We start from the raw sequence: 16286 nt of genomic DNA, 5'->3' as shown, positions 1-16286 counted from the left end.
ATATGGAATTTTTTGAGATTATAAGAAGAAAAAGACAAAGAGAAAAAGAAAAGCAACACACGCAAGAAGTTGAATTTGTTAAGGCAAAGGATGAGATTTCAAGAACAATTGATGACAATCTCAAATATATAAAAGAACTTCTTGTTGACAACGACGATATTGTGTACAGGGAGTTTTATTGTATGAATGTAAAATGCGCAACAGTGTTTGTGGACGGTCTTGTTTCAAGAGAGATTATAGACAGAGATGTTATAAAGCATCTTATGATTGAGACAAGCCTGATGGATGAAGATATAAGTCAAATCAATGCCTATGAAAAGATTTTAAACCATATCCTTGCAACCGCTGACATAAAAGAAGTTACAAGTTTTAAAAGCGCTATCTTAGACCTTCTTTGTGGTGAGACGCTTCTTTTTGTGGACGGTAGCAATAAGATTATTAGAGTTTCAACTCGAAACTTTCCAAACAGAGGCATTCAACAGCCAATTACTGAAAATGCTGTAAGAGGCCCAAGAGATAGCTTTAATGAAGTGGTAAGGTTTTCAACAGCTGTTATTAGGCGAAGAGTAAGAGATACCCGCCTTAGACTGAAAAATATGAAGCTTGGGAGGCGTTCTCAAACTGATATATACCTTGTGTATATAGACGATATTGTAGACAAAAATATTTTAAATGAGTTAAAGCAGAGATTATCTAAGATAGACATTGATGCAATAATTGACGGTGGAATGATAGAACAGCTAATTGAAGATGATGTATTTTGCTTTTTTCCCACAATACAGCACACAGAAAGGGTTGACACAGCAGTTGCTGCAATCTATGAAGGTCGAATTGTGATTTTGTGCGACAATACAAACACTGCTCTCATTGTTCCTGCAACTATTATGACTTCTATTCAGCATGCAGAGGATTATTACGAAAGATGGCATATAGCAACAGTTATACGCATCCTGAGAGTTATTGCTGCCATTACCGCTATGACACTCCAAGGCTTTTATATATCCATCTCATCCTTTACGCCGAGCATGATTCCACCTGACTTAGGGCTCTTTATTGCTGCAACAAGAGAAGGTGTACCAATTCCTGTTTTTATTGAAGCACTATTTTTGGAGTTCATGTTAGAGCTTCTAAGAGAGGCGGGCTTGCGACTTCCTGGACCAATTGGGCAAACAATTGGGATTGTAGGAGGATTGATTATAGGACAGGCTGCTGTACAAGCGGGGATTATTTCGCCTATTATGGTTATCCTTGTTGCAACAACTGCTATTGCGTCTTTTGCTGTACCTGCTTATAATCTTTCAATTTCTTTGAGACTTTTGAAATTTGTATATATACTTGTTTGTGCAGCATTGGGACTTTATGGATTTATACTTCTCAGCCTTATTATATTGGGTAATCTCGTAAAACTCAAAAGCTTTGGAGTGCCAATACTATCGCCATTTGTCTCATTTGAAATTATGGACTACAAGGATGCAATTGTAAGACTTCCAACGAGATATCTTTGGGCAAGGCCCATATTTGCAAGTACACAACAAAAGATAAGAATGATGTATGAGAAAAGTCAACCACCAAGTGCGGCAGGTGAAAATAGATGATAGTAAACGACAATGACAAAATATCCAGTTTTCAGTGTTTTGTCCTTTTTGTATCTGCTATGATTGGAATAGGTATTATGTTTATGCCATCAGGAGTTGCAAAATATGCCGACCAAAACGGCTGGATTGTAGTGCTTCTTGGTGGTATAATCTCCTTTTTGGTCTTTATGCTTCTATTTAAGATTGCAATGTCAAATCCTGATGTTACTTTTATAGAACTTTTAGATTCTGCATTTGGAAAAGTACTTGGCATAGTTTTTTCTTTTATTTACGTTATTTATTTTGTAGTTTTTTCTTCATTTGAAACAAGGCTAATTGCAGAGACAGCAAAAGAGTTCTTGTTTAACCTCACACCTACCGAAGTTTTAATAATCACATTTCTTTTGACATGTGGATATCTTTCAAGATATGGTGTTGAGGTCATAGCAAGAATGTGCGAGATTCTCATGCCAGGAATTATTGTAATCATAATTGTGCTCTCCTTCTTTGTATATCAAAGACTTGATTTTTCAAATCTCTTGCCAATTTTGAATATCCCTATCAAAAAGCTAATTCAAGGTATAGGGAGTACAATATTCAGTTTTTTAGGGTTTGAAGTTTTTTTATTTTTCTTACCATATATAAGAAGAAAAGATAAGTTAATCAAAAGTGCTTTTTTTGGATTTTCAGTAACAATTTTGGTTTATGAAGTAATAATAATATTTTGCACTGCTGATTTTGGTTCAAAAGAGATGCAAACTATGGTTTGGCCCACTTTGAATCTTTTTAGAGATGTGACAGTTTTAGAGATTGTAATAGAAAGACCTGAAAGTATAGTTGTTGCTCTGTGGATGATAACAACATATACGACTGAGATTATATTTTTAATGGTAGCAAGCTTGATATTAGCAAGGATATTCAATACAAAAGAACATAACTTTTTCGTGTTTGCTCAGCTTCCATTTATATATATCCTTTCTTTGATTCCACAGAATGTTTTAGAAACTCAAAAGTATATGGACTTTTTCAGCTACTTTTTTGCAACCTTTGCTGTTTTGATACTACCACTTATCACATATATTGTGCTTGTCTTTAAAAAGAAGGTGAAAAAAACATGAGAAGGTTGAAAATATCAGGTTTAGCACTGATGCTTTTTATAATAGCCTTAACTTTTACAGGGTGCTGGGACAGGATTGAGATAGAAGACAGGGGATACATTTTAGCTCTTGGTGTTGATAAGTATGACCCGAGTGATTTGAACAAATATGAGAGCAAAGAATACATTGAACTTGAAAGAAAGACTGAAAAAATTCCACCAGACCAGAAAAAACCAGAGATTAGAACAGACAAGAAAGGCATTGATCCCAAGACAAAACGAAAGGTAAAACCACCTCTTCCTACTAAAGAAAATCAGTATAAGTTCTCTGTTACTGTGCTTTTTCCAAATCTAAGAATGATGAGTAAGACCTCAAAAGCTGATGAGCAGATGAGATTTTTGTTTGTAAGGCCGACAAATAATGTGCTTGGTGTAAGAAACTACCTTGAAAGGGATATAAACAAAAGACTTTATTATGGGTATCTTAAGGTTGTTGTGTTAGGAAGGGATTTGGTGGCTGACCCGGGCCTTGTAAAAGAAGTTTTGGACTCATTGAATAGAGACAAAGACATTCCACAAAATACCTTTTTATATGTTTCAGAGACAACTGCGAGAGACACTTTAAATACAATGCCTCTTGTTCAGCCTGTGACAGGAATTCACCTTTTTGAGATTTCAAAAAACGCAACAGTATATGGGAGGATTATAGAAACACCTCTCAGTGAAGTTATAAACAATTTTATAAATTCAAAATGTGCTGTTATCTCAAGAGTAGAGCCGGGAATTGAGACATTGAGAATAGCTGGTGCGGCAGTTTTGAAAAACTATAGGTTTGTTGGATGGCTTGATGAAAAGCAACTCATAGTTTACAAACTTTTGATGGGCAAGGCAAAGCATACATTGATTGATGATTTAAAATACAAGTCCACATATGTTCCATTTATCACAACAGAGGTCCAGACTAAAAAGAAGTTAGAAGACAAGAATGGTAGAATAAAGGTTATATACAATCTCCGAATTGAAGGTGAAGTAAACCAGTTTGTTTTTCAAAGTGGTTATAAAGTTTTAGATGACCCTATGAGAAGCTATATACAAAAAGGACTAAATAGTATTATAAAACAGAAAGCAGTTGAACTTGTGAACCTTCTTAAATTTAAATACAATGCTGATATCTTAGGTATTGGTGATTTAATATCAAAAAGAAGGCCAAAAGATTGGGAAAGGCTTAAGAAAAACTGGGATGATGAGTTTAAAAAGATTGATATAGTAGTTGTACCTGATGTGAGAGTTAGGAGAAGTGGCACCATTTATTAAAGATAAACATGTATAAAACTTTTCTTTTGTGGCAATGCTAAAAAAAGAAAGGTTAAATCAGGGAGAGAGAAAATGGTACTAAGTAGAAAGAAAATTCAAAGATATCTCTTTGCAGCTTTGTTTGCGCTGCTATGTTTTATTTTTGTCTATTGGTACTTGAGCTTTAGAGAACTTAATGATCTTCAAAATGACTTGGCACACCAAGTTATAAGGCTTCATATTCTTGCAAATAGCAACTCAAAAGAAGACCAAGGTTTAAAGATATATGTGCGAGACAAGCTAATTTCTTATCTTTCTGACAAAGTGGAGTACTCAAAGGGCAAAAGCTATATATTAAGACAAATCTCAGAGCAAAAACCTCAAATAGAAAGATACTTACAGCAACAAATAGCTCAAAAAGGGTATAACTACAGTGTAAAAGTAGCCATACAAAGAGATTTGTTCCCAAACAGAATCTACAATGGATTTTTGTTTCCCTCTGGGGTTTATGACGCAGTGAAGGTATTTATAGGAGAGGGAGGTGGAAAGAACTGGTGGTGCGTAATATTCCCCCCGCTTTGTATTGTTGATGAGGCAAAGCTTGAACTTCCTGATAAAGCAAAAAAGGAGCTTAAGAAATCACTTACAAAAAAAGAGTATATGATTGCCACAAACTACAGTAGCATTGATAAGATGCCTGTAAAGTTGAAGCTTAAAATATATGAAATACTAAAGACGAAGTTTTACAAAGAGGCATGGTTCAAAAGAGTGTTTAAGAATATATAAAAAAAAGCTCTTTTAATTCCCTTGTGGAATGAAAGGGCTTTTTTTATTTTTTTGAAAGATTTGATGTGTAGGTATTCAAAAACTATTATCTTTTTTGATATACTTAATATCGTAAACACTAATTTGATAACAGGAGGATATGGTATGAATCTCAAGGAAAAGTTTAGACATGTTTTGAATTTTCCAAAAGAGGGTATAGATTTTATTGATATAACAACAGTCTTGCAGGACAAGGACGCATTCAAGTATGCAATTGACTCCTTAGTTGACTTGGTAAGAGGCATTGACTTTGACCTCATTGTTGGTCCTGAGTCAAGAGGTTTTATCTTTGGTGCACCAGTTGCGTATGTATTGAATAAGGGCCTTGTATTAGTTCGAAAAAAAGGGAAACTTCCATACAAGACTGTGTCTGTTGAGTATGAACTTGAGTATGGCAAAGACATACTTGAGATGCATATTGACGCAATACAGCCAGGGCAAAAGGTTGTCATAATAGATGACCTTTTAGCAACAGGTGGTACAACACTTTCTAATATAAAGCTTGTTGAAAAGCTTGGTGGCAAGGTTGTTGGTATTGCATACCTTGTTGAACTTACCTATTTGAACGGAAGAGAAAATTTAAAAGGATATGACGTGAGGTCTGTTGTTCAGTTTGAGTCTTCGCTGATTTAAAAATTGAAGACAAAAAAGTGGGCCAAAAAATCAAAGTGGTCCATCGAGGTGGAATGGAATTTGAGTGACAAATTTGAACAGCTTATAGAAAAGGTGAAAAAGTACGCAACAGAGGAAGATGTCAATCTAATTAAAAAGGCATATGAATTTGCAAAAAAATATCATGACGGGCAAGAAAGAAGCTCTGGTGAACCATATATAGTACATCCTTTAGAGGTTGCTTTAATTTTAGCTGACCTTGAGCTTGACATTGCTTCAATTGTTGCAGGACTATTGCACGATGTCGTAGAGGATACCTCTGCTTCACTTCAAGAAATCGAACAAGAGTTTGGTAGCGAAATTGCATCTTTGGTTGATGGTGTTACAAAGCTTGGAAAGCTTGAGTTTACAAGCAAACTTGAGCAGCAGGCAGAGAACTATCGAAAGATGCTTATTGCAATGGCAAAGGATATAAGAGTGATTTTGATTAAACTTGCTGACAGGCTTCATAATATGAGGACGTTGAAATATCTTCCACCAGAGAAGCAGCGTCAAAAAGCACAAGAGACAATCGACATCTATGCACCGCTTGCACACAGGCTTGGAATTTCAAAGATAAAATGGGAGCTTGAGGACTTAGCTCTTCGCTATCTTGACCCAGAAGGCTATTATGACCTTGTTGAAAAGATTGCTAAAAAGAGGGTTGAAAGAGAGGAGTATATCCAGAGGATTATTAATCTTATATCAGAAAAACTCAAAGAAGCAAACATTGAGGTTGGTCAGATAGATGGAAGACCAAAACATTTTTATAGTATCTACAGAAAGATGAAGCAGCAGGGAAAGACATTAGAAGAGATTTATGACTTATTCGCTATAAGAATTATTGTGAATTCTGTAAAAGATTGCTATGGAGTTCTTGGTATAATCCATACATTGTTTAAGCCAATGCCGGGGCGGTTTAAAGATTATATTGCAATGCCAAAGCCGAACATGTATCAGTCACTTCACACAACAGTAATAGGACCTGAAGGAGAGCCGTTTGAGGTACAGATTAGGACTTTTGACATGCACAGAACAGCAGAATATGGAATTGCTGCACACTGGAAGTACAAAGAGGGGAGAATAAAGTCTACTGATGAGGATGAGAAATTTGCATGGCTCAGAGAGCTTTTAGAGTGGCAAAAAGAGCTAAAAGATGCAAAAGAGTTCATGGAATCTTTAAAAATCAACCTCTTTTCTGATGAAGTATTTGTGTTTACACCAAAAGGCGATGTTATAAGCCTGCCACAGGGTTCAACTCCCATTGACTTTGCATATGCAATCCACAGCGAGATAGGAAATAAAATGGCAGGAGCTAAAGTCAATGGCAAGCTTGTTCCAATTGACTATGAACTCAAAAATGGTGATATTGTTGAGATTATTACATCACCCAATGTACACGGGCCAAGCCAGGACTGGCTCAAGATAGTAAAAAGCCCTCAGGCAAAGAGCAAAATCAATGCATGGTTCAAAAAAGAAAGGAAAGAAGAGAATATCCAAAAAGGAAAGGACATCTTAGAAAAGGAAATCAAGAAGATGAATCTTCCAGTGCAATATGCCTTTAAGGAAGATGTCTTGCAGGCAGTTTCGCAGCGCTACGGATACAGAACACCTGAAGACATGTTTGCAGCACTTGGCTATGGCGGAATTACAGTTGGAAAGATTGCCCTGAGGATCAAGGAAGAGATAAAAAAGTACATCAAAGATGACACAAACAAGGAGATTCAGACTGAAAAGCCAAAACCAGCAAAAGCCTCTTCTAACAATGGTGTTTTGGTAAAAGGTGTTGAAAATGTACTTGTGAGGTTTGCAAAATGCTGCAATCCTGTACCGGGTGATGAGGTGATAGGGTATATAACAAGGGGAAGAGGTGTTTCAATCCACAGGCGTGACTGTCCGAATGTTGAACAGTATTTAAAAGAGCCTGAGCGAATAGTCGAGGCTGAGTGGAATGTGACAAAGGACGCAAAGTTTGATGCCCAGATTCATGTTTTGGCAAATGACAGGACAGGTATTTTGATGGATATAACAAACCTATTGGGTGAGAACAAGATTTCAGTAAAGGCAATTCAGGGAAGAACAACGCGCGACAGGATTGCAAGCATCAATTTAACTGTTGAGATAAGCTCAACCGAGCAGCTTGAAAAGATTATAAGAAAACTTAGAAAAATTGACAGTGTATTTGATGTTCAGCGTGTAAAAGGAGGCTAAAGTACTTTGAGAGCAGTTGTACAAAGGGTAAAAAGAGCATCTGTTGTTGTTGATGGAAATACAATTGGAAAGATTGACAAAGGTCTTTGTATATTGCTTGGAGTTGCAAACGATGATACAGAAGAAGATGCCAACTATCTTTGCGAGAAAATAGTAAATCTTAGGATATTTGAGGATGAAACATCTAAATTTAATCTATCATTAAAAGATATAGATGGAGAAGTTTTGGTTGTCTCAAACTTTACAGTGATGGGTGATGCAAGAAAAGGAAGACGGCCAAACTTCATGTTTGCAGCTGACAAAGAAAAGGCAGAAAGGCTTTATAACTATTTTGTGGAGAGGATACAAGGATTGGCAAAGAAGGTTGAGTGCGGGATTTTCCAGGCACATATGGAAGTTGAGATTGTAAATGATGGTCCAGTTACAATTCTTCTTGACAGCAAGAAGGTGTTTTAACTTATCTTTTTGTTTTTTTTATAAAGTAGAGGGGGTAAAGAATTTAAATGTTTTTTAAATGTATTGAGGTTGGAGATATTCTGACAAACTGCTATATCTTTGGGGAGAAGGAAGTTGTGATAATTGACCCGGGGGATGATGCAACAAAGATTGAAAGTGTAATTGTGGAGAATAAACTTGTGCCATGTGCCATACTTCTTACTCATGGTCATTTTGACCATATTTTGGGCTGTCATTATCTTAAGCAAAGATTCAAGCTGCCAATTTATGCACATGAAAATGAAAAAGAAATATTGCTAAATCCTGCATATAATCTCTCATATATTGTTGGCTGTGAGGTAACAATAAACTGTGATGGGTATTTTAAAGAAGGTGACGTACTTGAGTTTGGAGATTTGAGTTTTAAGGTAATTCACACACCAGGGCACACACCTGGGTCAAGCTGTTTTTTGTACGGTAGCAATATTCTTTTTTCAGGCGACACGCTTTTTAAGGACTCTTATGGCAGGTGCGACCTTCCACTTGGAGATGAACGACAGATTTTTGAGTCTATAAAAAATAAACTTTTGACTTTACCAAAGAGCACAAAAGTTTATCCGGGTCATGGGATTCCTACTACAATAGGTGATGAGTTGAAAAATTTTTAAGGTAAATAATAAAGGAACTTATAGCAAATAAGCAAGCTATAAGTTTTTTATTTTATGTTTTTTAGATTTTTTGTAAAAAGGGGTAAGCTTGAGTTGAGGATTACATACTATTCAAATAGCCAGAAATTCTTATACGATTTTCAGCATATAATCAGAGCATTTTACCCAGGAGCTGAACTTAGTTTTGGCAATGGTGGAGATATTCATTTTGAGGCACATTTTGATGGCTTTAATGTTAGGATACAAGCAGAGATGGAAAATAAAGAAATTGTAGTAAAAAACTTTATACTCACAGACGATGACCATGAGTCAAAGAGGATATTTGGCCGAAATCTTTATGACATTTTAAAGACTTTGACTGGTAAGGAACTTCCATGGGGTATTTTGACAGGGATAAGACCCACTAAAATAGCATATCCGCTTGTGGAGTCAAATCTTCCAGATAAAGAAGCCTCAGAATATTTGCAAAGGGAATACTATATTTCAAAGAAAAAAAGCCATTTTCTTCTTGAAGTTGCTAAAAATGAAACCAATATTTTGAATAGAGTAGATTCTTCTGCTGCTTGTTTGTACATTGGGATACCTATCTGTCCAACAAAGTGTTTATATTGTTCATTTTCTTGCCATGAACTGACCAAAAGAATAGAATCGCTTTTAAGCCTTTACACTCAAGCACTTTTGACAGAGCTTGAAAAAACTTATAAGCTAATTGAGGAAAATAAAAACAAGATTGTTGCTATCTATTTTGGCGGTGGAAGTCCGGCTGTCATAGGTGTTCAGAATATAAAAAGAATTTTTGAGAGCTTGTTTGCCAATTTGGATGTAAAAGATATTCGTGAGACCACATTTGAGGCAGGAAGACCAGATACTATTAATCGCGAGCTTTTAGAGCTTTTAGCTCTTTATAAAAAGGACTTTAACATAAGGCTTTGTATTAACCCACAGACATCAAATGACAAAACACTTCAAATAATAGGCCGAAATCACACATTTGATGACATTAAAAAAGCATTTGAGCTTGCAAGTGAATACGGGCTTGAGAATATAAACAGCGATGTGATTTTAGGCCTTCCAAACGAAAAAGAAGAAGACTTTAAAAAGACAATTTATGATGTGCTAAGCTTGAACCCTGCTTCAATTACCGTTCATACACTCTCGATAAAAAGGGCAAGTTTACTAAGGTTCAAGTGGCAGGACTATTGGTTCATGGACGAAGATACAGTAAACTGCCTTCTTGATTGGACAAAATCCGTTTTAGAAGAAAAAGGATATATTCCATACTATATGTATAGGCAAAAGAATATGATAGGTAATTTTGAGAATGTTGGGTATTCAAAAAGAGGTTTTGAGGGTCTTTACAATGTCATGATAATGCAGGAAAAACACAATATATACGCTTGCGGTGCAAAAGCTGTTTCAAAGTTCATATTTGAAAATGACAGGATTGAAAGAGTATTCAATCCTGCTGATATACAGATTTACATTTCACGAATTTTAAATATTGAAAGGTTTTAAAGGAGGGGCAATCATTTTTGCGCTACCTACAACTTCTTGAAAGCTGTGCAATTTGTCCTCGCGAGTGCAGGGTAAATAGACTTAAAGGTGAAATGGGGTTTTGCAAAATTGCAGGTGGGATTAAGGTTTCAAAAGCATTTTTGCATTTTTGGGAGGAGCCATGCATCTCTGGTAAAAACGGCTCTGGCACTGTATTTTTCTCAGGATGTAATATGGGTTGTGTGTTTTGCCAAAACTATGAAATTAGCCAAAAGAGGTTTGGTGTGTATATAGATATTGAAAAACTTGCAAAGATATTTTTAAATCTGCAGGCAAAAGGTGCTCACAATATCAACCTTGTCACACCCACAATCTATGTTCCATATATAATTGAGGCGCTTGAGATTGCAAAAAGAAAAGGGCTTTCTATTCCAATTGTTTACAACACATCAGCCTATGAAAAACCAGAGACAATAGAGCTTTTGAGAGGGTATGTTGATATTTTTTTGCCAGACCTCAAGTATTTTGATGATGAGATAGCCAAAAAATATTCAAATGCACCTTTCTATTTTGAATATGCTACAAAGTCAATCTTAAAGATGTATGAGATTGTTGGAGATGTGAAGATTGAAAATGGTATAATGAAAAAAGGTGTGATAATTCGCCACTTGGTTCTACCAATGCACACAAACGACTCAATAAAGGTGCTAAGCTGGATAAAGGATAATCTAAAAGGGAAGGTTCTCTTGAGCCTTATGAGCCAGTACTATCCAATGTACAGAGCAAGTGAATATAAAGAGATTTCAAGAAGGCTTACAAAAAGAGAGTATCAAAAAGTTGTGAACTTTGTGTTAGAAAACGACCTTGATTATGGATATATTCAGGACTTAGATTCTGCAACCGACGAATACACACCTGATTTTGATTTAGAAGGAATATAAATACAAAAGAAAGGATGGCTGCAAAACTATGATAAAAACCTTAATAGTGTTCGGTACAAGACCAGAGGCAATCAAAATGGCACCTTTGATAAAAGAGCTTCAAAGTGATTCACACTTTGAGGTTCGGGTTTGTGTCACAGCCCAGCATAGGCAGATGCTCGACCAGGTTTTGGATATATTTAAAATAAACCCGGATTATGATTTGAACATTATGAAACACAATCAAAGCCTTTATTCTCTAACAGCTGATGTAATAATAAAGTTTGAAGAGGTTTTAAAAAAAGAAAAGCCAGACATTGTTTTGGTGCATGGTGACACAACTACAACCTTTGCATCAGCTTTATCTGCCTTTTATTTTAAGACAAAGGTTGGACATGTTGAAGCAGGGCTTAGAACTTATAATAAATTTTCACCTTTTCCAGAGGAGATGAACAGAAAGCTCACAGCAGTGCTTTGCGATATTCACTTTGCACCCACAAAAAGGGCTAAGCTAAATTTGCTAAACGAAGGTGTTGAGGAAAAGGATATTTTTGTAACAGGAAATACAGTTATTGACACTTTGAAATATACTGTAAAGCAAAACTATAAGTTTAGAGAGCCAATTCTAAATGAGATTGATTATACAAAAAGAGTAATTACCCTCACTGCTCACAGGCGTGAGAATTTTGGAAAACCGCTTGAGAACATATTTGAAGCAGTTTTGCACTTAACAGACTCTTTTGATGACATTCTTTTTGTATATCCTGTGCATCTGAACCCTAATGTGAAAGATGTTGCAGAAAGGATTTTGAAAGGTCATCCAAGAATCATCTTGACAGGTCCCATTGATGTTGATGATATGCACAATCTTATGGCAAGAAGCTACTTGGTCTTGACAGACTCTGGTGGTCTTCAGGAAGAGGCGCCTTCATTGGGAAAACCTGTTGTTGTTTTGAGAGATACAACAGAAAGGCCGGAAGCAGTTTTGGCAAACACAGTAAAGGTTGCTGGTACAGAGAAAGAGAAGATAATTGAAATAGTAGAAAAGCTTCTGATTGACAAGGAAGAGTACGCTAAAATGGCTCATGCAGTAAATCCTTATGGAGATGGATTTGCATCAAGGAGAATAAAGGATGCACTTTTATACTATTTCGGTTACAAGAAAGAAACGCCAGAAGAGTTTAAAGGAAGTGACATGTACGTGCAGAAACTTTACAGAAGGGTTTGAAAAGCCGATTAAAAAGTATGAAAGAAAGTTATTGAAGATTTATTTGCAAGGTGGGATTATTAATGTACAAGATAATGAAAAAACTGATTGCTATTTTGTGTATTGTGGGAATTTTGACACCTAATTTTAATTTACAAGGTTATTCCCAGACCTTGAGTTCTTCATTAAGCTTGACAGTTGTACGTGATAGCAATGGCGTTTATAAAATAACAAAAAATTCAATTTCAATCAAATGGAGTGCGGTTGAAGAAGCAACTTATTATACAGTTGAAGCTGCTTATTCAACCAGCCGAATAGATTTTTCAACTGTAACTACCAATACATATTGTGATATAACTGGACTTGCCCCAGCAACCCTCTATAAGATAACGGTGTCTGCAAAAGATCAAAATGACAAGGTTATAACTTCCCAATCAATTTATGTTATTACAGAGTTTAAACTCTCTGCCCAACCAGAGCCAGACCCTGTAAAAGAGGAGGATATTCCGCTTGGGTCAGGCGGAGAACACCCAAAGCTTATTATATATTTTAACAAAATAGACATTTCGCCCGATTTTCAAGATGATGTAGGATTTAGAGGCTATAATATCTTTGTTGGAAAAAGCCAAACAGCCTCAGATGCTAATCAGTATTTTGTTGATAGTACTACGAATGAAGTATATAAATATCAAGGGGATGTAAATACTACTATTCCGATAAGGCTTGTAAAAGATGGGCAGGAGCAATTTGCTTCAGAAGATAGAGGAATAGTGAGCTTAACTGTATATGATAAATACGATGGAATTGACACACCAGAGCTTTATCCTGGTACAATGTACTACATTACTATGAATCCCAAATTAGACAACACAGCTGTTATATACAAGCCACTTAGCAATATATCTAGTCCTACTTTGATGCAAGTAAGTGCTGCAAAGATAGGCGAGATTGAAAAGGACGGAAAGATTTTGGCTTTGGTAAGAGTGCAGTGGCGTGGTGTTGATCCCGGCAATTATAAGCAAGATGAGATAAAGTATCAGGCTTATTATGCGACAAGTGCAAATGAACTTCCAAGAGATAACCTTCCTCCTCAGAATATCTTTGCAACAACTTCGTATTATCAAAATGAGGCTTATATACCAGGTCTTTCTATGACAACAAAGTACTATTACATACGAGTTGAGGCAGTCTTTGCAGATGGAACAAGAATTCCGTCTGCTTTGATAAAGGTTTCAGTTACTGAGCTCACTGACATTCCACCAACACCCAGGAATTGTCAAGCTGAGAAACTATCACAAACCGAAATTAAGGTTTCATTCGACAAACCTGTTTCAGATGATGTGTATTACAGGTATCAGATTTGGTATTCAACTCAGTACGATGATGTATTAGATGCTAATAATAATCCCACTGTGTACAAGCTTGTATATCCATCCGAGAGCTATAATCCTAATATAGATGGATTTGTTTCAAGTGATTTTATAAAAGATGGAACAAGATATAGCTATATTATCAAAAACCTAAATCCCAACACAGTTTACTATTTTAAGATAAGAATAATAAATATTGCTGACCCAGACAATCCAAAGAAATCTGATTTTTCCCTTGTGTTTGTGGGTACAACAGAAACAATACCAACCTTATTAGTTCCTCCAATTGACGACAACTTTGTAACAAAGATAGACTCAGATACCGACAAAATTGTAATCTATACGTATCAAGATAATCTATTAAAAGAAGTACATGACAAGGTATATGAATATGTAAAAAACAGTGTAGTATTTACAAATTATCAAAATGTTCAAGAGTCTGTGTATTATCAAGTATATGTTTGTGAGTCTATTTGGGATGAAAACAAAGTGGTTGTACACTTTGAGCTTTCAAGTGATGACCTCAAGAGCCAAAATCGAATTGAGATAAACAATTTAAAACCAAATACCATTTACTACATCAGATTTAAAGTAAGAGTTTTGCTTCTTGATAAAAATTATTTTTCAGATTTTAGCAAGGCTTATGTAGTTACAACAAAACCTCAACCGGTGCCTCCAACCATTTCAAGACCAGAGATTCCCAAAAACTTTATGATAGCACCAGAAGATGAAGCTTTGACCCAGGTTTCTGTAAAGCTGAGGTGGGATACAAAACAAAATCAGTCTTATGTAATTCTTCAGACGTTTAGACCTTTAGAGGACAATAGTTTGAGCTTGGATGATACAATTAGGTATTTTACAAATACTTTAAAACAAAGAGTTGAAATTTATTCGCAGAGCCAATCAGGGGGTTTTGTGTTAGAAAAGGTGGTATATGACCCGAATTATCCTAATGCTCCGGTTGGTGCAAAGGTGTATAAATATGTTACATCACCTTGTGTTTTTAATAACCTTGCTCCAAATACGCTTTATTATTTCTCAATCAAGGCAATAGAAAATGGCTTAGAGTCTTACTGGGGAAGCATAGCCATTACAACATCGCCTATAGAAAAGCCTGAAAATTTAATCATTTTATCAAGAGACTCAAGTGGTCATGGTTTAACAGTCCAGTGGCAGGGAAGTCAAGCTTATGGTTATCAGATTTTTGTAAAAACAGAGAGCGATACTGGTTTTACTTTAGTGTACTCTGGCAATATAACTCCTTCTTCCATAATTGACTCAAGAACAGCTCTTTTTAAATACTATATCGGAAATCTTAAGTCAAATACTCTTTATTACATCAGAGTAAGAAGTATTCATATCCCTACAGGCAAGGTTTCTTTGTTTGCTGAAATTTTGGGAAGAACACTATTTAATCAAAGTGATTTTGACCAAGATCAGAAAAAAATTAAAGAACAAGAGGAAAACAGAATAAGAGAAATTCAAAGCCAAAAACAGACTACAGTAGTTTTAGAAAATAGCTCTGATAGATATTTTCTCTATATAATTGACCAAAATGCTTTAGATGAGATTGAAAGATCAAATAGCAGTGAATTTATTATTGACTTGACAAAGGCACTGTATAGTAATGCAAAAGGGCAGGTCCAATTTTCATACAGAGTGGCTGACAAGCTTGAAAAGATGCAAAAAACTCTTGTGATAAAATACAGGAATATAACAATAAAAGTACCAGCAGGTGCTCTAAATGTTCCTGAGGTTGAGACGCTTTCTAAAAAATATAACATTGATAAAGGGTATATCTTGCTTTTTGCTGAAGTGGCTTTGGTTTCATGGCAAAGTACTCCTTCAACGTACAGTGCAGATTCGGATGTTGTAAGCTTCAAATTCTTTGCCAAATATTACTACAATGATGATATACCTATTTCAAACCTTCCAAAGCCCATAGATGTTACTATGTTCTACAATACGCCAATTGTGTTGCCAAATGAAACAAGAGTTGTCTACAACTTTTCGGATAGCAGTTTTGTAAGTAGCTTTAGCATTGATAAGATGGCAAACAAAGTTATGTTTAATACTACTAAAACAGGAATATATGGTATTTTAAAAACTTCAGCTTCTTCAAGTTATACAAGTAGCAAATACAAAGACGACATAGTTTATCTTGCTCAAAAATACAATCTCAATGATTTGTACTCCAGCTTTTCTAAAGTCTTGACTCAGGAATATGCTGAGGCAGTTTTGAATACAGTATTTGCCTCGGCAGTAGAAAACATCAAAAATGGCTATCTTACAAGACAAGAAGCAATTTATCTTCTGGCTAAGGTCTACGAGACTAAAAAGAATACATCGGTAGATAATATTCTAATTACCAAGTCTACTAATTTTAATCCTGATGGAAGGTATAAAAAGTATATACTTTCTATGATGTCAATTGGGGTAGTAGACTTGGATTTAAACCCAGCTGATAGTATAAATGTTGATGAGTTTGTTCACTACGTTGTCAACTTAGAAAGACTTCTAAATTTCTAAAGAATGGGTGATT

General features: G+C 35.6%; 12 protein-coding genes. All 12 read left to right on the top strand.

What is annotated here, in order from left to right; translation table 11 throughout:
* Nucleotides 1–2: 2 nt before the first annotated feature.
* The 12 genes from ELD05_RS09910 to ELD05_RS09855 all read left to right on the top strand — a co-directional run bounded on the left by ELD05_RS09910 (nt 3) and on the right by ELD05_RS09855 (nt 16273).
* Nucleotides 3–1595, top strand: a complete 1593-nt coding sequence (locus ELD05_RS09910) for a spore germination protein (RefSeq protein ID WP_011916556.1) — start codon at nt 3–5, stop codon at nt 1593–1595.
* On the top strand, nt 1592–2692 hold the full coding sequence (locus tag ELD05_RS09905; protein WP_127352305.1) for a GerAB/ArcD/ProY family transporter: 1101 nt from the start codon (nt 1592–1594) through the stop codon (nt 2690–2692). The genes ELD05_RS09910 and ELD05_RS09905 overlap by 4 nt, the downstream gene beginning before the upstream one ends.
* Nucleotides 2689–3984 (top strand): Ger(x)C family spore germination protein, encoded by a 1296-nt coding sequence (locus tag ELD05_RS09900; RefSeq protein WP_127352304.1) that lies wholly within the window; start codon nt 2689–2691, stop codon nt 3982–3984. The genes ELD05_RS09905 and ELD05_RS09900 overlap by 4 nt, the downstream gene beginning before the upstream one ends.
* 72 nt (nt 3985–4056) lie before the next feature.
* On the top strand, nt 4057–4749 hold the full coding sequence (locus ELD05_RS09895; RefSeq protein WP_127352303.1) for a stage II sporulation protein R: 693 nt from the start codon (nt 4057–4059) through the stop codon (nt 4747–4749).
* Between the two features lie 144 nt (nt 4750–4893).
* Nucleotides 4894–5421, top strand: coding sequence for an adenine phosphoribosyltransferase (locus ELD05_RS09890; RefSeq protein ID WP_127352302.1), 528 nt, complete (start codon nt 4894–4896; stop codon nt 5419–5421).
* A 48-nt stretch (nt 5422–5469) separates the two neighbouring features.
* Entirely contained in the window at nt 5470–7650 is a 2181-nt protein-coding gene (locus tag ELD05_RS09885) for a RelA/SpoT family protein (RefSeq protein ID WP_127352301.1), read from the top strand.
* Nucleotides 7651–7656: 6 nt separating this feature from the next.
* Entirely contained in the window at nt 7657–8106 is a 450-nt protein-coding gene (gene dtd, locus ELD05_RS09880) for a D-aminoacyl-tRNA deacylase (RefSeq protein WP_127352300.1), read from the top strand.
* A 47-nt stretch (nt 8107–8153) separates the two neighbouring features.
* Nucleotides 8154–8753, top strand: coding sequence for an MBL fold metallo-hydrolase (locus ELD05_RS09875; protein WP_127352299.1), 600 nt, complete (start codon nt 8154–8156; stop codon nt 8751–8753).
* Between the two features lie 54 nt (nt 8754–8807).
* On the top strand, nt 8808–10268 hold the full coding sequence (locus ELD05_RS09870; RefSeq protein ID WP_127352298.1) for a coproporphyrinogen III oxidase: 1461 nt from the start codon (nt 8808–8810) through the stop codon (nt 10266–10268).
* 17 nt (nt 10269–10285) lie between these two features.
* A complete protein-coding gene (locus ELD05_RS09865; RefSeq protein WP_127352297.1) occupies nt 10286–11188 on the top strand; it encodes a radical SAM protein in 903 nt (300 codons plus the stop codon).
* Between the two features lie 28 nt (nt 11189–11216).
* Nucleotides 11217–12395, top strand: a complete 1179-nt coding sequence (wecB, locus tag ELD05_RS09860) for a non-hydrolyzing UDP-N-acetylglucosamine 2-epimerase (protein ID WP_127352296.1) — start codon at nt 11217–11219, stop codon at nt 12393–12395.
* A gap of 62 nt (nt 12396–12457) precedes the next feature.
* Nucleotides 12458–16273 carry a fibronectin type III domain-containing protein gene (locus ELD05_RS09855; RefSeq protein ID WP_127352295.1) on the top strand — a complete coding sequence of 1272 codons (3816 nt, stop codon included), beginning with the start codon at nt 12458–12460 and terminating at the stop codon, nt 16271–16273.
* The last annotated feature ends 13 nt before the right edge of the window (nt 16274–16286 follow it).

This window comes from Caldicellulosiruptor changbaiensis (assembly GCF_003999255.1).
Lineage (GTDB): Bacteria > Bacillota > Thermoanaerobacteria > Caldicellulosiruptorales > Caldicellulosiruptoraceae > Caldicellulosiruptor > Caldicellulosiruptor changbaiensis.
The sequence above is the reverse complement of the archived record's forward strand: the minus strand, read 5'-3'. Positions and strand labels throughout refer to the sequence as shown.